Here is a 20,694-nt window from a genome sequence, read left to right as displayed (position 1 = left end):
GGCCGCCGGCGGTAACCGGGCGGCGCGTCAGCGGGCCGGCGGCGCCGGTGCCCGGGCCTGCCGCTGGTCGCGCTGGAACAGGGCATAGAGCCACCACAGGGACGGAATGACGAGCAGGCCCGCAATCACGACCACGATCAGGTTCGCGGCGAGGACGCTCCGGGTGGCGGCGGCCTCCTGCAGGGTGAGTCCGGGCAGCAGCTGCGGGTACTGGGCCACGCCCCACCCCCACAGCAGCGCGGTCACGGCCAGGGCGGCCGACAGCCGTACGGCAAGGAACAGCCCGCGCAGCAGCAGGATCATCGACGCGACGCCGGCACCGACGGAGACGACCAGGAAGGGCAGGGCACTGCCGGCTACCAGTTCGCGGAACAATCCGGGTGCATCGGAGCTGAGGACTGCCAGTTCCGCCGCCGCCAGCAGGCCCATTACGGCGCCCGCCCACAGGGCGCGCCGGCGGAAGGCCGCGGCCAGCGCGGCGTCGTTGTGCCGGCGCGCGTCCTGCGTCAGGTAGACCGCGGCCAGGTAGGCGGTGGTTCCCACGGCCAGCAGGCCGCTGGCCAGGGAGGTGGGATTGAGCCAGCTGGTCAGGGGATTTCCGGCCGCAATGCCGGGCGGGACCCGGCCCGAAGCCAGGGCGCCGGCCACCGTCCCGAGGAAAAAGGGGGTGAGCACCGAGGACAGGGCGAATGCCGCCCCGAAGAGGCGCTGCTGCCACAGCTCCGTGCTGACCTTGCGGAAGGCGAAGGCCGATCCCCGGGCGATGATCCCCAGGGCCGCGAGGGTCAGGGGGATGTACAGGGTGGAGGAGACCGCGGCGAAGACCGGCGGGATGCCCGTCCAGGTGAGGATGATGACGAAGATCAGCCAGACATGGTTGGCTTCCCAGATGGGTCCGATGGAGTGCTCGATGAGGGCACGCTGCGGACGCCCTGCGGCGCTGCGTCCGGCTAGCAGGTCCCAGAATCCGCCGCCGAAGTCCGCACCGGCGAAGAGGGCGTAGGCCGTCAGGCAGATCCACATGGCGGCCAGCAGGATTTCGGCGAGAGGCATGGCTCCCCTAGATGATTTTGTAGCCGGTGACGTCCGATTCCTGCGGGGCCAGGGGCACCGGCTTGTCCCGGGCAAGCCGGTGCAGCACATAGGCCGTGGCGACGGTGAGGACGAGGTAGACCACGCAGACGGCAATGAACCCGAAGACGAGGCCGGGGGCCGGATTGACGGCATCGGCGGTGCGCAGGACGCCGAAAACAATCCACGGCTGGCGGCCCACCTCGGTCACCACCCAGCCCGCCTCCAGCGCCAGTACGGCCAGCGGGCCGGATAGCAGGGCGGCCCGCAGGAACCATGGGGTGTGCGGCAGTCCGCGGTGCCGCCACCAGGCCAACCCCAGCCAGGCCGCCAGGGCGAGCAGGGCGAAGCCGGAGCCGACCATCAGCTGGAAGGCGAGGTGCACGACGTTGACCGGCGGCCGGTCTGCGGCGGGCACCTCATCCAGGCCCATGATTTCCGCGTTTGGATCGAAGTGCGCCAGCAGGGACAACCCGTTGGGGATTTCCAGTGCATAGCGCATCTGGCCGCCCACGGCGATGCCGCCCAGATGCAGCGGAGCCCCGCGCTGGGTTTGGAAGATGCCTTCCATCGCCGCGAGCTTGACCGGCTGGTTGTCGGCCACGAAGTGCGCCGCCCAGTCCCCGACGCCGATCTGCACGGGCGTGATCACCGCCGCGACGGCGAACGGGACCAGGAAACCGAGCCGGTGGTACCTGTCCCGGCGCCCGCGCAGCATGGCGTAGGCGTAGATGCCGGCCATGCCGAAGCCGGAGACCATGAACGCGGCCAGGATCATGTGCACCGTCTGCGGGGGTGTGGCGGGGTTGAACATGGCGGCGACCGGGTCCACCGCCACGATCCGGCCGTTGGCCTCGTCGAATCCCGTGGGCTGCTGCATCCAGGCGTTGGCCGTGACGACGAAAAACGCGCTGGCGACCCCGGACACGAGCACCGGGATGGCCGTGAGCAGGTGAACCCGCGGCGGCAGCCGGTCCCAGGCATAGAGGTAGATGCCCAGGAAAATGGCCTCGATGAAGAACGCGATCCCCTCGAGGGTGAACGGCAGGCCGATGACCTGGCCGTAGACGCCCATCAGCCCCGGCCAGAGCAGCCCCATTTCGAAGGACAGGATGGTTCCCGACACCGCGCCGACGGCGAAGAGCACGCCCATCACCCGGGCCCACCGGCGGGCCAGCAGGCGGTAATTGGTGTCCCCGGTGCGGTGCCCGCGCCATTCGGCCAACACGGTGATGGCCGGCAACCCCACCCCGAAGCAGGCAATGATGATGTGCCAGCCGAGCGAGAGGGCCATCTGCAGGCGGGCGGCCGCCAGATCCACGGTGCTGATTTCCGCGGCTAGCTCAAGGGGCATCGGCGGGACCTTCCACTAAGCCTTCAGGCAACGGGAGGCAGCGGGGCTCGAGTGAACAGGCTGTGACTGTCACGGTACGCCGTTCGCGAGGTCTTTTGAAGGGCCCGATCCGCGGCGGCTCAGCCGGCATGGGTGAGCCGGATGGCCTCGGCCACTGCCTGGCTGAGGTTCCCGGTTCCGCCGGCGGCAGCGCGCTGCTGGGCGGCTCCGGTTCCCCGGGTACCGAGCCCGGCCAGCAGGGATTCGACGGCCGCTTCGTCCCCGTGGGCCTGCAGGGACCGGCGCACATGCTCCAGCAGCATGGCCACTGCCTCGGCGGCCGGGACGGGCCGGTTCGAGTCCGGACCGAGCAGGTTTCCCTCCAGCCCGGCCCGGCTGGCCTGCCACATTGCCAAGCGCAAGGTGGCGGTGGGCGTCGGGGCCGGCGGGAGGCCGGCCTGCCAGCGGCCGGCGGCGGTGTCGACCAGGGCCCTGGCGAGGGCGGCGATAAGCACCGCGTCGGAGGCGCACAGGCAGACGTCGCTGACGCGGATTTCCACGGTTGGGTGGTTCCGCGACAGCCGGGCGTCGAAGTAGAGCATGGCCTCGTCGAGCGGGACCTGCGTGTCCAGCAGTTGGGCCACCAGCCGGCGGTAGGCGTCGGCGGAGCCGAGCAGGTCCAGCGGCCCGGTGCAGGGCCACCTGCCCCACAGCTGCGTCCGGTAGCCGGCGTAGCCGGTGTCGGCGCCGTTCCAGAACGGCGAGTTGACGGCCAGGGCGGCCAGGACCGGCAGCCAGTTCCGGATCCGGTCCAGCACGCCCACGCCCTCGGCCGCGGAGGCAATTCCGACGTGGACGTGGAATCCGCACGTCAGCTGCTCGGCGGCGGTCAGCGCGAAGCGGGTCCGCAGGGCCTCGCAGCGCTCCGCGGGCACGATGCGGGACGTGCCGGCCAGCGGCGGGGTGCCGAGCAGGACGGCCATGCAGCCGATGTTCGTTGCCGCAGAGAATGCGCCGGTGGCCGCCGGGGCCTGCCGCCACGGCACGTCGCGGCTGATGATCACCGGCACCACTATGTTGCCCAGCGTTATCGCCGTGCCGATCAGCACCGTACCGGCCAGCACGACGGCAGTCGGTCCCACCGAGCGCAGGACCGTGCCGGCGAGCACGCCGGCCAGGCACAGGATCACGGTGGCCTCCGGGCCGAAGCGGCGGATGGTCCAGGTGGCCAGCGGAGTCGCCAGCGCAAAGAGCAGTACGGGGATCCCGGTGAGCAGGCCGACGCCGGCCGCGGACAGCCCGGTGCCGGCCTGGATGTCGCCGACCACCGCGGTGGGCGCGATGATCGGGGCGCGCAGGCTCAGGGCCAGGACCACGATCCCGGCGAACACCCACGGCAGCGCCGGGTACGGGGCAGGCGGGCGGTGCGTGGCAGCCTCCTTCATATCGGCGCGGCGGACGAGGCGCGAGCCCATCAGCCTAGGTCCTGCGGTTGCACCACGGTGCTGCCTCCCTGAATCCGGCTGGACGGAAATAAGGGGAGACGCCCTCGGCCGGTGGTAGCCGCTCCATGTTCCACCTGCGGAGGTGGCGAACTTCAGCCGTTCTCCGATTCCCGTGGGTACTCCGCTTCGAGCGGGCTGAAATTTCCCTGCGACACCAGCTCAGAATACGCCGACGAGAGGTTCGTGTTGTGTTTGCCCGGCTGGTCCATGGGATGGGCAAAGCCCTGCCGTCCAACCACTACCCATAGTGCAATGCAGTCTTCACTGTAGGGATTGCTGAGGCGGTGGGGGGTACTGGAATCGAAGTTTACGCTGTCACCGGGCTCTATTGTGCCGCCGTTGAATCCAACCTGGACGTCCAGCCGTCCCGATAGTACGTGCAGGTACTCCCAACCGGAGTGGCGCATCATCTGTTCCGGACTGCACGATTCGCTGCCCGACGTGTAGATGACTCGGAGGAATTCCACGAGCGGATCGTCTTGTACCGTAAGCCGTTCCCAGCGGACTCCGTGCATGTTGATTTCAGGCCGGTCCTCTGCGCGCTGCAGCCCGGGTATGTGTCCCTGCAGACGGGCCGGCTTCACGTCGCCGGCTGCTGGCATCGGAGGACGGGCCCCATCCTCGTTCATCAGGGAATCCATGGATAACCCCAGTTCGGAGACAATGGCATAGAGGGTGCCGATCGAGGGCGCCGCCCGGCCCAGTTCTACCTGGGAAATGAAACTTGCGGAAACACCAACCCGGCGTCCGAGTTCCCGAAGCGAAATCCTGCTCCTGCTTCGAGCGTCCCTGAGCTGTGCACCGAGGGCGGCGCGACCAAGTGCGTTGGCGATCGAGTTGCCTGCGACGCTCATCGTGTCACTCCTAATGTTGGCTCCCGCATGAGGCCGGCACCTTCTTCCCATACTTCGATCCTGTGACAGCTGTAAACCAGATTGCACAGTTCCAGCACCAGGTTCAGGGATAGTGTAAACCTTTACTGTATAGGAGGATCGGCCGGGTCTGCAAAAACGCATAGAACCGGCGGTGTTTAGAGAAGCCTTCGTCAGCGCTGTGAAGCTGTAAATCACGCTCTGTAATCTAACAATTGACAGTGTGGTAGACGTCACTTTACGCTTGTCGCATCATGCAGCGCCCGCGGTCGAACATTGCTCCGCGGCAGGACTTTTGAAAGGCACGAAATGGAACTGGGCCTCTCGGGAAGAACAGCACCCATGACCGGAGCCGGCACCGGCATTGGCCAGGCCATCGCGCTGCAGCTGGCAACTGATGGATGCACGGTTGCGGCGTCGGGGGCGTCGACGGCAGCGACCGCAGCCTGACGTGACCCAAGCTTCCCCACCAAGCCTGGAGGCTCCTTATGACCGATTACGCAACGACAACAGCCCATGAGCTTGAGGCCTTGGAAGACGAGCGTTACCAGGCCGTCCTGAACGAGGATTTCGATTCATTCGCGAAACTGTGCCACGAAAAACTCCTCTATTCGCATTCGAACGGTGACCGCGACACCCTGGCCTCATACCTGGCGAAGTGCGCGCAGGGAACCTACCGCTACCACCGGATCGACCACCCTGTCACCGAGATCATCGTGGTAGGGGACGTGGCTCTCGTCATCGGCGAAATGCACGCCGAACTGGATATCCGCGACCGCCCGGCCACCCTGGACAACACCTCCCTGGCCGTGTGGGTCCGCGAGGGAGAGAGCTGGAAATTTCTGGCCTACCAAGCCACACCCAAACAGCAGAAGTAGCAAGCACCCTTTACCGATCAGGAGCATTTCATGAACCAGGAACGCAAGGACGCATCCGCATTCAAGAAGTATGTCCGCATCTCCAGCACCGCCGGGCTGGCCGCTGCCGCCTTGTTTCTCTCCGCCTGTGGCAGCAGCGCAGGCGGAGATTCCGGCGAACCTACCGTCGGGTTCTCCGCCGGGGTGCTGGACAACCCCTTCACCGCCGGGCTCGTCAAGTCTGTTGTCGACCAGGCCAACGCCGGTGGCCTGAACATGCTGCCGGCATCCAACGCCGAAGGCGACCCTGCCAAGCAGGTCACCGACTTCAATACGCTCATCACCCAGGGCGTCAAAGGCCTCGTCACCATTCCGCGCGACAGCGACGCCATTGTTCCCGCCATTGAGGCGGCCAACCAGGCAAACATCCCGGTCGTGACCGTGGACACCGCTGCCAACGGCGGCAAGGTCTACATGAACATCCGCGCCGATAACGTGGCGATGGGAACCAGTGTCTGCGAGCAGATCGGAAAACTCATCGACGGCAAGGGGACCGTACTCGAACTGCACGGCGCCCTGTCGACCACCTCCGGTTTCGACCGCAACAAGGGCTTCAACGACTGCATGAAGTCCAAATACCCGGACGTCAAGATCATCGCCAAGGACACCAACTGGGAATCCGCCAAGGCCGTCGAACAGGCACAGACCGTGCTGAGCACCGCCGATGTGGACGCCGTGTTCCTGGCCAGCGATTCCGTCATGCTCTCCGGCGTCCAGACCGTTCTGCAGGACCAGGGCAAATGGGTCCCGGCCGGCAAGCCCGGACATCTGCCGCTGGTCACCATTGACGGCTCCTCCGGGGCGCTGCAGGGTATTCGCGACGGTTACGTCGACGCGGTCGTTTCCCAGCCGGTGGACCTTTACGGGAAGTACGGCGTGTCCTACCTGAAGGACGCCATCGCAGGCAAGGAATACAAGGTCGGACCGACGGACCACAACAGCAAGATCGTCGAGTACAAGGGCAACCTGGCGGATATGCTCCCCTCGCCTGTCGTCACCAAGAGCAACGTCGACGACAAGTCCCTGTGGGGCAACCAGAAGTAAACCGGGAAGGGTCCGCGTCCCCGTCCAAGTGCTGTCCCATCCAGAAAGGACGACCACGGTGGTCACCTCAGAGCCAACTCACGCAATTGAAATCCGCGGACTTATGAAGGCCTTCGGTTCCACGCAAGCCCTTGCCGGTGCCGATCTCGTAGTCCGTCCCGGGGAATCCCGGGCCCTGCTGGGCCGAAACGGCGCGGGCAAGTCCACACTGATTGCCATGCTCACCGGCCTGGTGAAACCGGACGCCGGCATTATCCGGATCCAGGGAACCGACGGTCAGGTCAATGACGGCGCAGGCGCCGATTCGATTGCCTGCGTCTACCAGAAAAGTACCCTGGTCAACGACCTGACGGTTGCCGAAAACATCAGCCTCGGGGCCTATCCGCGCAAGAGATGGGGTGCCGTTGACTGGCAGGCGATCCGGTCCGCGGCCGTCGACCAGCTCATGGAGTGGGGTTACGGTCACATTGCCGACCGGACGGTCGCCGACCTTGAACCGCTCGAAAAGAAGATCGTAGAAATTTGCCGGGCTCTCTCACGAGGCCCCAGGATCCTGCTGCTCGACGAGCCAACGGCCGGCTTGGACGAGGGCGGCTCGCACGAGCTGTTCGCCCAGATCAACAACCTGCGTGAGCGCGGCGTCACCGTCATATACGTTTCGCACCACCTGGAGGAAATCTTCAAGGTCTGCGATTCGGTCACGATCCTGCGCGACGGCAAGGACGTACTGACAACGCCGACATCGGCGCTGACGGTGGAGAAGATCGTCAATGTCATGGCCGGCGTCACCGACGAAGAGGCCTCCGCCAAAAGCCGGCTGAAGGACGAACAGGCACGCCTGGTGCAGCACCGGGAACCCGGGGACACGGTCCTCGAGGTGTCCGGGGCCACCGTCGGCCACCGGGTGCGCGGCGTCGACCTCGTCCTCCGCGCCGGCGAATGCGTCGGAATCACCGGACTGGACGGGGCGGGACACATCCAGCTGGCCCAGGCCATCGCCGGACAGCTGAGGCTTGACGGAGGCACCATGACCCACAAGGGCAAGTCCCTGGGCGCAGGCAACGAAATCGATGCGATCAACGCCGGCGTGGGTTTCGTGCCGGAGGACCGGCACGTCAATGGCTACGTGCCCGAAATGTCGGTAGAAGAAAATGCGACCCTTTCGATCGTGGACCGGCTGCGCAGCCCGAGCAGCCTCATCAACGCCAAGAAACGCCGCCGCCTGTTCAACGAGCTCTCCGGCACCTGGGCGATCAAATGCGACGGACCGACCCAGGCCGTCGAAGAACTCAGCGGCGGCAACCAGCAGAAGGTCGTCCTGGCCAGGGCCCTGGCCTCGAGGCCGGACACCCTCGTCCTGGTCCATCCGACAGCCGGTGTCGACATGACAGCCAAGGAGTCCATCTACGAATCGCTGCAATCCCTCAGGGACAGCGGCAAGTCCCTGCTGATCGTCTCGGCCGACGACGACGATCTGGCCATCTGCGACCGTGTGGTCGTGATGTACAAGGGCACCGTCCATGCCGAGCTGGCGGCCGGCTACCAGGAATGGGAACTCGTCGGCGCCGTCCAGGGAGCCGAAGAGGCAGTGGCATGACCATCACAGGCAGCCGTCGGCGACATACGCAGGAAACACAAGGAGAACTCACCATGACCACGCAGACCCCCACCCTTGCGGACGCTCCGCAGAAGGGGCGTGCCGCACGGGTCGGCAGCTTCATCCGCTCATCGAACTGGACCCGCGAGCTGGCACTGGTGCCCGCCATCGCACTCGCCATGATTGTCGGGGCCGTCCTGTCCCCGCAGTTCCTCACGGCTACCAACATCCTGAACAACATCCTCGTGACCTCGGCCGTTCTGGGTATCGTGGTCGTGGCCGAGAGCATCATTCTGATTTCCGGCTATTTCGACCTGTCCCTCGAATCGGTGGTCGGGCTGGCGCCGATGCTGGCCGTCTGGCTCGTGCTGCCGGCCGCCGCCGGGGGATCGGGCTGGGGCGTCCCCATCTGGGTCGCCATAGCCGCCATGTTCGCGCTGAGCATTGTCGTGGGCCTGATCAACGGCACCTTGGTGGCCAAGCTGAAGCTCAATGCCTTCATGGTTACCCTGGCCATGCTGATTCTGCTGCGCGGCCTGACCATGGGCCTGTCCGGCGGGCAGACCCTGTCCGGCCTGCCTAAGGAGTTCCTGGTTCTTGGCAGCGCCAAGTGGTTCGGGATCTCGATCCAGATCTGGCTGTTCGCCCTGATCCTGACCGCTGCCGCCATCTTCATGCGCAGCCATCCGGTGGGCCGCAAGCTGTACGCCATGGGCGGCAACAACGCCGCCGCCGCGGCGGCCGGCATCAAGACCAACCGGCTGACCATCGGGGTCTTCGTCGCCGGCGCCATCATTGCCGCCTTTGCCGGCCTCATGCTCACCGGCCGCATTGCCTCGGTCACGGCCAACCAGGGCGACGGCATGATCTTCACGGTCTTCGCCGCGGCAGTTATCGGCGGCATCAGCCTCAACGGGGGCAAGGGAAGCATGATCGGTGCGCTCTGCGGCGTCCTGCTGCTGGGCATCATCCAGAACATCCTTGTGCTCTCCCAGGTGCCCTCGTTCTGGATCAAAGCCATCTACGGCCTGATCATCCTCGGCGCGCTGATCTTCAACTACCTCGCCGGTTCCAAGCGCACGCGCCGGGTCGTATAGAAGGCGCCGGCACCAGCAACACCCCTGCGGAATAAACCAAGGAGCTCAACCATGAATTCAGGACAGCGGTTATACGGCAAGGTCGCCATCGTCACCGGCGCCGCCAGCGGCATCGGCTACGCCACCGCCACGCGTCTGGCGGCCGAGGGCGCGGCCGTCTACGGTGCGGACATCGCGAAACCGGAATCCGACAATGCCGGCGACATCCAGTGGCGCAACCTCGACGTCGCCGACGAAGACGGGTGGAAGGCGTTGGTGGACGAAATCCTGCAGGCCCACGACCGCATCGACATCCTCGTGGACAACGCGGGCCTGGTGGGCTCATACGAGTCCATCGCGGACATCGACATCGCGGACTGGCACCGGATCATCGGGGTCAACCAGACTGGGGTGTTCCTGGGAATGCGCTCCGTGGCGCCCGCAATGCTCAGGCAGGGAGGCGGCGCGATCGTGAACGTTTCATCAATCTGGGGCCTGGTCGGTGCCCCGGGCGTCGCCGCCTACCAGGCGTCCAAGGGCGCGGTCACACTGATGACCAAGAACGCCTCCGCGACCTGGGCGGCCCAGGGCATCAGGGTCAACTCGGTCCACCCCGGGTTGATCACCACCCCGCTGACCGACAGCCAGGACCAGGCCATTTCCGATGAACTGATTGCCAAGACCCCCATGGGACGGCCGGGCCGGGCCGAGGAGGTTGCCGACGCCATCGCCTACCTGGCCTCCGACGGCGCCTCGTACATCACCGGTGCCCAACTGGTGGTCGACGGCGGCTTCACCAACGTCTGACCACCGCACCACTTGGCGAATGCCACCGCAAGCTTCCGCTGGCAACGGCCCTGACCTGCGCCCGCGGAGCAGCACTCAGGTGCCTTAATGACGCCGGGCAGCTCCTCGCGCAGGAACAGGAACCGGCCGTCTAGAACACAGCCATCCACTCTGCGCCACCGGTGCCGGCCTGATGCCGGGTCGGCACCGGTCACGAACACCGCCCCATAGTCAGGTGCGGCGCTGATCTACCGCTGTTTGCCAATTCACAGTTAGACGCTGCCCAAATGCGGCGGATGAGGACGAAGGAGTCCCAGTTGTCACGAAACGAAACACCGAAAACACAGGTCATCCATCGGGTCCGGATCTCCGTTGCCGTGACGGCGATCGCTGTCGCCGGCCTGGCGCTGGCCGGCTGCGGCTCCGCCCCTGCGACCGGAGGCCAGGCCGCTGTCCAAACCATCGGGATGTCAGGGGCATTCCTGACGGATCCGTTCCAAGTAGTGCTGGTCAAGCAGGTGGAACAGAACGCCAAAGGCCAGGGGCTGAACTTCCTGCCGGCTACCAACGCCGAGGCAGACCCGGGAAAACAGGTCACGGATATTTCGACATTGCTGACGCAGAATATCTCGGGCCTGGTGGTGGCGCCTGTCGACAGCAGTGCCGTTGTACCGGGCCTGGACCAGGCCAAGGCCGCAGGCGTCCCGGTAGTGACCGTTGACGTTCCTCCTGCCGGCGGTGAGGCCTATATGGTGGTCCGTTCCGACAGCTATGGCATGGGGCAGAAGGCCTGTGAAAGCCTGGGCAGGGACATTGGAAGTACGGGCACCGTCCTGAACCTCCAAGGTGACCTGGCATCGGCGGCCGGCCTGGAACGATCCAACGGATTCACCGACTGCATGGCCAAGAACTATCCGGGCATCAAGGTCATTTCCCGGCCCACCGACTGGGTTGCCTCCAAAGCAGCGGACACAGCCCAGACAGTGGTCGGCACAACCAAACTCGACGGAATCTTTTTGGCCAGTGATTCCGTCATGGCTGACAGTGTCTCAAATGTCCTGAAGAACCAGGACAAGTGGGCAAAGACCGGCGAACCCGGGCATATCCATGTGGCCACCATCGATGGAACCCCCAAGGCCCTCGGCCTGGTAAAGGACGGCTACTTTGATACCGTCATTTCCCAGCCGGTGGACCTCTACGCAAAATATTCCGTTGCCTACCTCAAGGACGCCATCGCCGGCAAGAAGCACGCCCCCGGGCCTACCGATCACGGCAGCGAAATCATTGAGAAGGACGGCCAGCTCACCGATGTGCTGCCCTCGCCGGTCGTGACCAGCAAGAACGTCGGCGATCCGGCCCTCTGGGGCAACAACCTGTAAGGCCTTCCCAGCATCCGGCCGCAGCGTCAGGCCGCCCTCTGCAGCTGTGGCCGGATGCCCCGATCCCACCTCCAAAAGGAGCAGTTCAATGCCAAGCTGGCCCACGGGAACAATGCCCGCGCTCGTGTTCACCGGACCACAGGAAGCGCAGTGGCAATCAATCGACATCCCCCGCAGCGAAGCGGGGCGCGTCCTGATCCGTATCCAAAAACTCGGCATCTGCGGCACCGACGTCCACCTCTTCACCGGCCACAGTTCCTATATGCGCGTCGGACTGACCACCTTTCCCCTGGTGCCCGGCCATGAATGGTGCGGGGAGGTCGTGGCCGTGGGCGCCGGCGTCGAAGGGGTGCAGATCGGCGACAGGGTGGTGGGGGAGCCGTTCCTTCCCTGCGGGTCCTGCGGAGTGTGTCGTGCAGGCCGGCTGAACCTGTGTCCGAATCGGGCCGAACTCGGCGTCCGGGGCAATGTCCCCGGGGCCGCCGCCAAATATCTGAGCATTCCGGCAGCCAACATCGCCGTCGTACCGGAAAATGTTCCATCCGCACACGCGGTCCTGGCCGAGCCGTCGGTGACGGTTCTGCACTCCCTCTCGGTCACAAACCTCCAGGCCGGTGAACGGGTGGCCGTGATTGGCACCGGCACGCTCGGACTGATCGCGGTCCAAGTGGCCAGCAAGCAGGGCTGCGCCGTGGACGCCATCGGAATCGACAGCGAGGGCCTTCTGCTGGCCAAGCAGTGCGGCGCCGGCAACACCTTTGGGCCCGAGGAAGCTCCGAGCGACAACTACGACGTCGTCATCGAAGCCTCCGGCGCCGCCGCGGCCCTTTTGCTGTGCTCCCGGATCGCCGGCCTGGGCGGCCGCATCGCCCAAGCCGGCATCACGGCAGCGCCGAGCGTTGAAGTGAATTCGGAAGCGGTTGTCAGCAAGGGACTGTCCATCCACGGCGTGCTCGGCGGCATCCCGCACCTGCGGCGGGCGCTGCAGTTGATCTCGACCGGCACCATCGATCCCGCACTGCTCATCGATGCCGAACAGGGCTGGGGGCAGGCCGGCACTGCCATCGCCGCCCTGTTAGACGGGAACCGGCCCCGGCCCAAGCTGATCATCGACATGACCGGACTCGAGTAGGAACAGGAGCACTCCGATGCCCAATCAGCTATTGCAGGTCATTATTGCCAGCACCAGGCCCGGACGTTCCGGGCCAGCCGTGGCGGGGTGGATCACCCGCTGTGCACAGGACCATGCCGGGTTCGATGTGGAGGTCGTGGACCTGGCAGAGGTCGATCTGCCCATGCTCAACGAACCGAACCATCCCCGCCTGCAGCAGTATGTCCACACGCATACAAAGGACTGGAGCCGAACGGTCGCCCGGGCGGACGCGTACGTATTCGTGCATCCCGAGTACAACCACGGCATGAACGGTGCCCTGAAGAACGCCATCGACTACCTGTTCATCGAATGGCAGCACAAGCCGGTCAGCTTCATCAGTTACGGGGGTGTGTCCGGCGGGCTGCGCGCCGTGCAGATGCTCAAGCAGGTCGTCACGGCGCTAAAAATGGTCCCGGTCCAGGAAGCGGTCACCATTCCGTTCATTGCCCAGCACATAAACGACGGGTGTTTCATTCCGTCGCCCGCCCATGAGGCGTCGGCCAAGGCCATGCTGGATGAACTGGCACTGCTCGGCAACGCGCTGCGGCCGCTTCGAAAGAACGCCTCCAGTGACACCTAACCGGCACCCGGTGCCGGCCAGAGGGCAGCAGGACGGACGCGCCCGGAAGACCCTGATTGAGGGTGTGACGCTGGTTTCCATGGACCGAAATATCGGCGTTGTCCGCGGCGCTAGCGTGCTGGTCGAAGGTGACTTAATCGGTGCCGTTGGGCCATCGCCGCTACTACGTCCCGACGATACGGTGGACGAGGTCGTGGATGGCCGCGGATTCATTCTTTTTCCCGGCCTGGTCAATGCTCACATGCACACCTGGCAGACGGCGCTGCGCGGGATCGCCAGCAACTGGACACTGTTGGAATACTTCCGCCACACCCATGCCGGCCTCGCCACATTCTTCACGGCCGAGGACATTTACGTGGGCACATTTGCCGGAGCCCTGAACCAGTTGAACTGCGGCACCACCACGCTGGTGGACTGGTGCCACAACAACCCCACGCCGGAGCACACCGACGCCGCGGTAACGGCCCTCGAGCACAGCGGTATTCGCGCGGCCTTCCTCCATGGCAGCCCCAAGCCCGAGCCGCGGCCGGGACAGCGCCCATACTGGGAAGTTCCGCAGCCACGGCCCGAAATCGAACGTCTGGCCGCCCAGCCGCGCTTTGGCGCGAACCGGCTGCTGAGCCTCGGCTTGGCAGCCCTTGGACCCCACTATTCGACGCTGGAGGTCGCCCTGGCCGATTTCCGCCTGGCGCAGGACATGGGCTTGAGTATTTCGGTCCACCAGGGCGGCGGAGCCGCCCACGTGCCGGAAGGCTGGACCCACCTCGAAAAGGCCGGACTGCTAGGGCCTCACGCCAATATCGTGCACGGCAACGACCTGAGCGATGAGCAGTTGGCCGCATTTGTCGACTTGGGCGTGAGCTTCTCGCTGACACCCGAAAACGAGATGACCCAGGGCCATGGCCATCCCATCACCGGGCGGCTGCGCAACTTCGGAGCATCGCCCTCAATCGGCATCGACCTGGAATCGGGCCTGTCCGGCGAGCTGCTCTTCGCCGCCCGTATCGCCTTGGTGCACCAGCGCGCACTGGACAACGCAGCTTTCCGGGCCGCGGCGCTGTCCAAACCGCATATTCCTGAAACCTCGACCCTCACCACCCTGGATGCACTCCGATGGATCACCGTGGAAGGGGCCCGCATGCTGGGCCAGGAGGAACGCATCGGCTCCATCAGCCCCGGAAAACAAGCCGACCTGCTCCTGATTGACGCCCGACAGCCCAACATGCAGCCGGTCCATGACCCGGTCAACGCCATTCTCATGCAGGCGAGCCTGGCCAACATCCACTCGGTCATGGTCGCCGGAACATGGAGGAAGAGAGCCGGGGCACTGGTGGACGATGGCGGCCGGCCATTGGACACCACCGCCTGGCTGGATCCGCTGCGTAAATCAGGAGAGCGGCTGGCCGCAGCGGTCCAAAGGAGCTGAATCCGTCGGAAGGGACGGCCTCGCGAGGCGTTCCCGGCGGTGCCCTCCACGACACCACGATGACGGCACCGGTACCGGAGAGCCTCTGGGTCTCGTGCCGGGGCCTGCTATACACCCGGACCTCCAGGAGAGGGTCCCGGCCCCCAAGGGCTGCTCGTCGATGGCGAGCCGGGCGCGCGGATCTGCGCCGCCGCCCGTGCGCATGCCGGACTGCTCCTCTGGAGCAATGCCGGCTGGGCAACGGACCTTGGTGTGCTCCTCCACAGAGCTGTCAGTTCCGTTGTCAACTCTGGTTTCAATTTTCATGTTGACTTGAATCACATTCACTGATTTAGTAAGTATTAATTCACACTCGTGAATCAATACTGGACATAGATTGACTGTTCTGGTCTATCGTCCTCGACAAAATGTGCTTCACCATTCTTTGAAATCCGACGGCTCTCTACCCGAAGGCGGAAAAATGAAATTCAGAAGCTTTGTCCCCACAGCCATGGCTGTCGCGCTGCTGGCGCTGAGCGGTTGCGCGAGTGGATCAGAAACTGCCGCCGGTGATTCCGGTACCGCGGAGGTCTCTTTCGTCAAGAAGGATCCGTTGAAGATCGGGTACTCCGTGATGGACCTGCAAGACCCGTACTTCCAGTCCTATGTCGCGGGGATCAAGGCCGAGGCGGGCAAGCTCGGAGCCCAGGTCATTGTGGCTGACCAGAAGAGTTCGCAGCAGGAACAAGTTTCCGGAAGTGCCAGCCTCATCAGCCAGGGGATCTCGGCCCTGATCGTATCTCCCGTGCAGCCCTCGGCACTTCCCGCCACCATCAACGCCGCGCACAGTGCTCAGATTCCCGTAGTCATTGGAGATGTCGGAGCCGAAGGGAACTACGACGCGTACATCCTGTCCGATAACCAGGACGGAGGGAAGCAGGCCGCCGACTACTTCCGGAAGGCATTTGAAGGCAAATCCGGAAAGCACAAGATCGGCATTATCGAAACGGCACCCGGCGTCGTAGTCGGAGCTGAGCGTGCCCAAGGCTTCAAAGATGCACTCAGCGGGGATCCAAATATTGAGATCGTGGCCAGCCTGACGGGGCAGACGGTTGACACAGCGTACAAGGCTGCTCAGGATATGCTCTCGGCCCACCCGGATCTGGAGGGGATCTACGCGGCCAACAGCAACAACGCCCAGGGGGCCGCGCGGGCCGTGGAGACGGCCGGCAAGCAGGACGGGTTCGTGCTCATCGGGTTCAATGGTGACCCCATCGAGCTTGAGATGGTGAAGGCTGGCAAGGAGACTGCGACCGTTGCGCAGGACCCATACGGTCAGGGCCAACTCGCTGTAAAGACTGCGATGGAGCTTCTCGAGGGGAAAGCCCCGAAGTATACCGACAGCGAAAAGCGGATTCTTCGATTCCCCGTCCAGATCGTGGATTCCGTGAATTTGGAGAAGTATGCGGCCGGACTCGCGGCTCGGAAGTGACTCGTGGATCCGCTGAAGCAGGAACGAACCATGCGTATTTCCAAGCCGATCCTCACGGCCGAAGCGATTACGAAAAATTATCCCGGTGTGCAGGCCCTCAAAAGGGTCGACCTCACTTTGCGGGCGGGCGAGGTCACGGCCCTGATGGGTGAAAACGGTGCCGGCAAGAGTACATTGATCCGGATCATCGCCGGCCTCGAACAGCCGACCAGCGGCACGCTCCGCATCCACGGCCAGGAACAAGTCCTGAAGAATGCGACAGAATCACAGGCCGCCGGAGTCAGCGTCGTGAGCCAGGAGTTCAGACTGGTACCCCAAATGACCGTGGCCGAGAACATCTTTCTGGGAAATGAAATCACTAAGGGCGGCCTGATTTCCCGGCGCCGATCGACAAGGATGGCACGGAAGCTCTTCGAGGAACTCGAGCTCTCGCTGAACCCGAACCGGATTGTCGGTTCCCTCAGCGTCGGGGATCAGCAGATGGTCGAAATAACTCGGGCGCTGTCCAGGGATTTCGATGTATTGGTGATGGATGAACCGACCGCTGCGCTGAACGGCGAGGAGGTGGCGAGGCTTCTCGCGCTCGTTGAACGGCTCAAGGACCGGGGAAAGGCCATCCTGTATGTGTCCCACAGGCTCGACGAAGTTTTCGCCGTCTCGGAACGGATTGCGGTATTCCGTGACGGCGCCAGCGTCGCAGATCTGGTTACAGCCGAGACGACTGAATCCCAATTGGTGGAACTAATGCTCGGCCGTGAACTGAAGCAGTTCGAGGCCCAGCCGGCGAATTTGGCGGAGCATCTGGGCAAGGACGTGCGGCTCCGGGTCGACAACCTCTCCTGCCTTCGGATCCAGGAGCCGGTTTCATTTGACGTGCGCTCCGGGGAAATCCTTGGGGTCGCCGGCCTGGTCGGCTCTGGAAGAACAGAGATCATGCAGAGCTTGTTCGGAATGATCCCAAGCAACGGCAACGTGTCTGTCGACGGCCGTCACATCAAGCTGGCCTCCCCGGCGGCTGCCATCGGGGCGGGGCTCTTCATGCTCAGCGAAAACCGGAAGTCAGAGGGCATACTTCCGCATCTGAATGTGCTTGAGAACCTGGTCATCTCAGCCAAGCCTCAACAGGTGCGTCGGTCCGAGCGATGGGTGACAGGCAAGAAACAGGAAGTCCGGACGTATGAACGCCTAAAGCAGGAACTGCGCATCCGCGTTGACAGGGCACAACAGCTGATTGGGAACCTGAGCGGAGGCAACCAGCAGAAGGTCCTGTTCGGCCGTGCCGTCCTGGCGAACTGCGGGGTGCTCCTGCTGAACGAACCGACACGGGGTGTCGACGTCGGTGCCAAGATCGAGATCTATGAACTGATCCGCAAACTCGCCGAGTCCGGTGTTGCCATCGTGGTCAGTTCCTCCGATACCTCAGAACTGGTGACATTGGCCCACCGGTGCCTCGTCATTCAACACGGGCGTATCCGGGCAGATCTTAGAGACGACGAAATCAACGAGGACCAGATCCTGGCAGCCTCGGTGGGAACCGGGAACACGGAGGCGCGGCATGGTTGAGCAACTCACGGAGTCCGAAGTCGAAGTCGCCGGTGGGCGCGGATTGCCGAAACCGCCGTGGACCGCCCGACTACGGGACAGTCGTGCCTTCCTGGGGCGCAACGGGGTCTTCTTCCCCTTCGTCCTCGTAACATTGGCATGCATCGGGTTTGTGCCCAGCTTCGTGTCCGAGAGCAACCTGGTGAACGTCCTAATCAACGCGTCGATCATGGCGATCATCGGATACGGCATGACGATGGTCATCGCACTCCGCGGACTTGACCTGTCGGTAGGGTCCGTCCAAGGGCTGGTGGCTTGCGTAGCCGCTTCGCTCATCGGGGCAGGGGGCCTGGGCATGGGGGTCATTGGCGGGATCCTCGTTGGTGCCCTTATCGGGATCATCAACGGAGTGCTGATTGCCTATCTGAAGATCCCATCCTTCGTCGCAACGCTGGGGGCGATGGGTATCGTGCGCGGCATCGCGCTTCTGGTTGCCGGAGGAGGCGTGATCGACGGCAGCGACCCGATCTTGGGACAGCTGACCTCTGGGCGGATCCTGGGGATCCCTGTGCCGCTCCTCGTGGCACTCGTGCTGCTCGCGATCTCCCATACCGTCCTCCAGTACACAGCGTACGGGCGGCACGTCTGCGCAGTCGGTGGTAGTCCTGAGGCTGCTGGCGACAGCGGCATCAATGTCCGTCTAGTGACCCTAGTGACGTTTGCGGTCTCCGGACTCTACGCCGGCATCGGCGGCATTCTTCTGACCAGCCAGCTCGGAACCGTTAATGGCAGCTTGGGGACGGGCCTGGAACTGCAGATCATCGCAATTGCCGTCCTGGGAGGGACCAGCCTCGCAGGCGGCAGCGGAAACCTCGTCGGGACGTTTATCGCCAGCGCCCTGCTGGCCATGATCGCATCAGGGCTCAATCTAATGAACGTTCCCTCGTTCTATCAGTACCTGACTGTCGGACTCCTTCTCATTATGGCCCTGTCCCTAGACAGCGCAGGCCGGAGAATTCAAAAGAAGAGATTGCTGAAGGTTTCGAGCCAATGAGTCTAAATCAAGAAACTATGACCGCTTCGCACCCGCGTCTGGACCCACCAGCGAAAAAGAAGTCGGCGCATGTCGGCCCGCTCGGTGCAGCCTCGAGGTATTACCTGCAGATCATCGTCGTCGTGCTGGCCGGCATCTTGTCCCTGGTGATTCCTACGTTTTCCACGGGATACAACATCCAGAACATCCTGACCCAGGCTTCGTTCAGCGGCTTGATTGCATGCGGGATGACGCTGCTGATCGCGGGCGGACTTTTTGATCTGTCGGTCGCGGGCATGCTTGCCGTCGTCGCCGTGGTGACCGCGAACGTACTTCCGCACTCCACGATAGGTCTGGCCATCGTCACGGCCTTGGTGACGGGAACCGTCCTCGGCGTCATCAACGGCTTGGTAGTCACCAAGGCGGGCATATCGCCGTTCATCGCGACCCTGGGAATGTTCAACGTGTATCTGGCGCTGGCCTTCATACTCTCGGGTGGACAGGTCGTCCCTATTCCGTCGGTCCATTTTCAGCAGCTAGGCACCATGAAGGTAGCCGGCATTCCGCTGGTATTCCTGGTCTTTGCCTTTGTCTGCCTCGGTTCCCACTTCCTGCTGCACCTCACCCACTTCGGCCGCAGGTTGCGGGCCGTCGGCAGCAGCGAGACGGCTGCCCGCATGGCCGGCATCCGGGTGGATCGGGTGAAGATTACGGCCTTTGCGGTCACCGGCCTCTTCACGGCAGTTGCTGCCGTCGGTCTTTCGGGACTGCTCTCCTCGGCCAACGCCACCATGGCATCGGGCATGGAACTCAGCGCCATTGCCATCGCCGTCGTGGGCGGAACCGCTCTACGAGGAGGTCAGGGCACTCTCCTGGGAACGTTTACAGCTGCGCTGTTCATGACGATGATCAGCACCGCCCTGAACCTTCTGCAGGTCAGTTCCTACTGGCAGTACATCGCCACCGGCATCATCCTCATCGTTTCCCTGATTCTCGGAAGCCTGCGGCGCGGGGACGTCGTCCGCGGGGCGTCGTAATCCTGTATCGAAAGCACCAGAACCCCAGCGATTGAAAGTGAGATCACTTATGTCCATCAATAGGCACGCAGCGGGCAAGACGGCCGTAGTCACGGGGGCCTCGGGGGGCATCGGCATCGAGACCAGCCGCCGGTTGGCCCAGGAGGGATACCGGCTCGCTCTAATTGATTATTCCGACGAAGCCGTCGCCAAGGCGGTGGAAACGGTGCGCGAAGAATTCCCGGAAACCGACTTGCTCGGCATTCCCTGCGACGTCACCAGCGAGGAATCGGTTGCCCTCGCATCGGAACGGCTGCGCACCTGGACCGAGGAAGTCCAGGTGGCAGCATTGGTCGCCGGAGTCCTGCAGGAAGCAGCCCCCGTGGCCGAGCTGACGGCCAAGGAATTTGACCGAGTCATGGCCACTAATCTGCGCGGGGTGTTTCTGGCATCCCGCGCGCTCATCCCGTTCCTGCCCCAGAATTCCGGGGCCTCACTGGTCACCATCGCGTCGTGGTCCGGCCAGTTGGCCAGTGCTTTCTTTTCCGCCTACTGCGCTTCCAAGGCTGGAGTGATCGTTTTTACGCAAGCCTTGGCGGCCGAACTCGCCCCGAAAGGAATCCGGGCCAATTCGATCTCGCCCGGAAACATTGCCACGGGCATGCACACAACGGCTCTCCAGATCGAAGCGGAACAGCGGGGGATCAGCTTTGAAGAGATGAAGTCCATCGAATGGGCCAAGATTCCGCTCGGTTACGCCGGGTCGCCAAAGTGCATTGCCGACGCGGTGGCGTTCCTGGCCTCCAGCGACGCCTCGTACATCACGGGGACATCGCTCGATGTCAATGGCGGCGTCCATTTCAGATAAATATTCACAACCCTTTAGGAGCAGC

Annotated in this window: 18 protein-coding genes; 14 read left to right on the top strand and 4 right to left on the bottom strand. The window is 64.0% G+C overall.

What is annotated here, in order from left to right; genetic code table 11:
- Positions 1-27: 27 nt before the first annotated feature.
- The 4 genes from ACFQ36_RS03875 to ACFQ36_RS03860 all read right to left on the bottom strand — a co-directional run bounded on the left by ACFQ36_RS03875 (position 28) and on the right by ACFQ36_RS03860 (position 4,763).
- Positions 28-1,053 carry a cytochrome d ubiquinol oxidase subunit II gene (locus ACFQ36_RS03875; protein WP_377010822.1) on the bottom strand — a complete coding sequence of 342 codons (1,026 nt, stop codon included), beginning with the start codon at positions 1,051-1,053 and terminating at the stop codon, positions 28-30.
- 7 nt (positions 1,054-1,060) lie between these two features.
- Complete coding sequence (locus tag ACFQ36_RS03870; RefSeq protein WP_377010820.1) at positions 1,061-2,425, bottom strand: cytochrome ubiquinol oxidase subunit I; 1,365 nt, start codon at positions 2,423-2,425, stop codon at positions 1,061-1,063.
- A 119-nt stretch (positions 2,426-2,544) separates the two neighbouring features.
- Positions 2,545-3,879 (bottom strand): glutamate--cysteine ligase, encoded by a 1,335-nt coding sequence (locus ACFQ36_RS03865; protein WP_377010819.1) that lies wholly within the window; start codon positions 3,877-3,879, stop codon positions 2,545-2,547.
- Positions 3,880-4,001: 122 nt separating this feature from the next.
- Entirely contained in the window at positions 4,002-4,763 is a 762-nt protein-coding gene (locus ACFQ36_RS03860; RefSeq protein WP_377010817.1) for a helix-turn-helix domain-containing protein, read from the bottom strand.
- A 506-nt stretch (positions 4,764-5,269) separates the two neighbouring features.
- Here ACFQ36_RS03860 and ACFQ36_RS03855 point away from each other — a divergent pair.
- From ACFQ36_RS03855 to ACFQ36_RS03790, 14 genes are all read left to right on the top strand, one after another.
- Positions 5,270-5,659, top strand: coding sequence for a nuclear transport factor 2 family protein (locus tag ACFQ36_RS03855; RefSeq protein WP_377010815.1), 390 nt, complete (start codon positions 5,270-5,272; stop codon positions 5,657-5,659).
- Between the two features lie 30 nt (positions 5,660-5,689).
- Entirely contained in the window at positions 5,690-6,742 is a 1,053-nt protein-coding gene (locus ACFQ36_RS03850) for a sugar ABC transporter substrate-binding protein (protein ID WP_377010813.1), read from the top strand.
- Positions 6,743-6,845: 103 nt separating this feature from the next.
- A complete protein-coding gene (locus tag ACFQ36_RS03845; protein WP_377010810.1) occupies positions 6,846-8,339 on the top strand; it encodes a sugar ABC transporter ATP-binding protein in 1,494 nt (497 codons plus the stop codon).
- A gap of 53 nt (positions 8,340-8,392) precedes the next feature.
- Positions 8,393-9,436 carry an ABC transporter permease gene (locus ACFQ36_RS03840; protein ID WP_377010808.1) on the top strand — a complete coding sequence of 348 codons (1,044 nt, stop codon included), beginning with the start codon at positions 8,393-8,395 and terminating at the stop codon, positions 9,434-9,436.
- Between the two features lie 51 nt (positions 9,437-9,487).
- Positions 9,488-10,222 carry an SDR family NAD(P)-dependent oxidoreductase gene (locus ACFQ36_RS03835; RefSeq protein WP_377010806.1) on the top strand — a complete coding sequence of 245 codons (735 nt, stop codon included), beginning with the start codon at positions 9,488-9,490 and terminating at the stop codon, positions 10,220-10,222.
- A 296-nt stretch (positions 10,223-10,518) separates the two neighbouring features.
- Positions 10,519-11,580, top strand: coding sequence for a sugar ABC transporter substrate-binding protein (locus ACFQ36_RS03830; protein WP_377010804.1), 1,062 nt, complete (start codon positions 10,519-10,521; stop codon positions 11,578-11,580).
- Positions 11,581-11,668: 88 nt separating this feature from the next.
- The gene (locus ACFQ36_RS03825) at positions 11,669-12,712 is read left to right on the top strand and encodes a zinc-binding dehydrogenase (protein ID WP_377010802.1); all 1,044 of its coding nucleotides are present in this window, start codon (positions 11,669-11,671) and stop codon (positions 12,710-12,712) included.
- A 16-nt stretch (positions 12,713-12,728) separates the two neighbouring features.
- The gene (locus ACFQ36_RS03820) at positions 12,729-13,313 is read left to right on the top strand and encodes an NADPH-dependent FMN reductase (RefSeq protein WP_377010799.1); all 585 of its coding nucleotides are present in this window, start codon (positions 12,729-12,731) and stop codon (positions 13,311-13,313) included.
- Positions 13,222-14,739, top strand: coding sequence for an amidohydrolase family protein (locus ACFQ36_RS03815; RefSeq protein WP_377010796.1), 1,518 nt, complete (start codon positions 13,222-13,224; stop codon positions 14,737-14,739). Before ACFQ36_RS03820 ends, ACFQ36_RS03815 begins: the two co-directional genes overlap by 92 nt.
- A 460-nt stretch (positions 14,740-15,199) precedes the next feature.
- Positions 15,200-16,210, top strand: coding sequence for a substrate-binding domain-containing protein (locus tag ACFQ36_RS03810; protein ID WP_377010794.1), 1,011 nt, complete (start codon positions 15,200-15,202; stop codon positions 16,208-16,210).
- A gap of 30 nt (positions 16,211-16,240) precedes the next feature.
- Positions 16,241-17,773 carry a sugar ABC transporter ATP-binding protein gene (locus tag ACFQ36_RS03805; protein WP_377010792.1) on the top strand — a complete coding sequence of 511 codons (1,533 nt, stop codon included), beginning with the start codon at positions 16,241-16,243 and terminating at the stop codon, positions 17,771-17,773.
- Positions 17,766-18,806 (top strand): ABC transporter permease, encoded by a 1,041-nt coding sequence (locus ACFQ36_RS03800; protein ID WP_377010788.1) that lies wholly within the window; start codon positions 17,766-17,768, stop codon positions 18,804-18,806. The genes ACFQ36_RS03805 and ACFQ36_RS03800 overlap by 8 nt, the downstream gene beginning before the upstream one ends.
- A gap of 17 nt (positions 18,807-18,823) precedes the next feature.
- Positions 18,824-19,822, top strand: coding sequence for an ABC transporter permease (locus ACFQ36_RS03795; protein WP_377010786.1), 999 nt, complete (start codon positions 18,824-18,826; stop codon positions 19,820-19,822).
- Between the two features lie 49 nt (positions 19,823-19,871).
- The gene (locus ACFQ36_RS03790; RefSeq protein ID WP_377010784.1) at positions 19,872-20,669 is read left to right on the top strand and encodes an SDR family NAD(P)-dependent oxidoreductase; all 798 of its coding nucleotides are present in this window, start codon (positions 19,872-19,874) and stop codon (positions 20,667-20,669) included.
- The last annotated feature ends 25 nt before the right edge of the window (positions 20,670-20,694 follow it).

The organism is Arthrobacter sp. GCM10027362 (genome assembly GCF_042679445.1).
GTDB lineage: Bacteria > Actinomycetota > Actinomycetes > Actinomycetales > Micrococcaceae > Crystallibacter.
The sequence above is the reverse complement of the archived record's forward strand: the minus strand, read 5'-3'. Positions and strand labels throughout refer to the sequence as shown.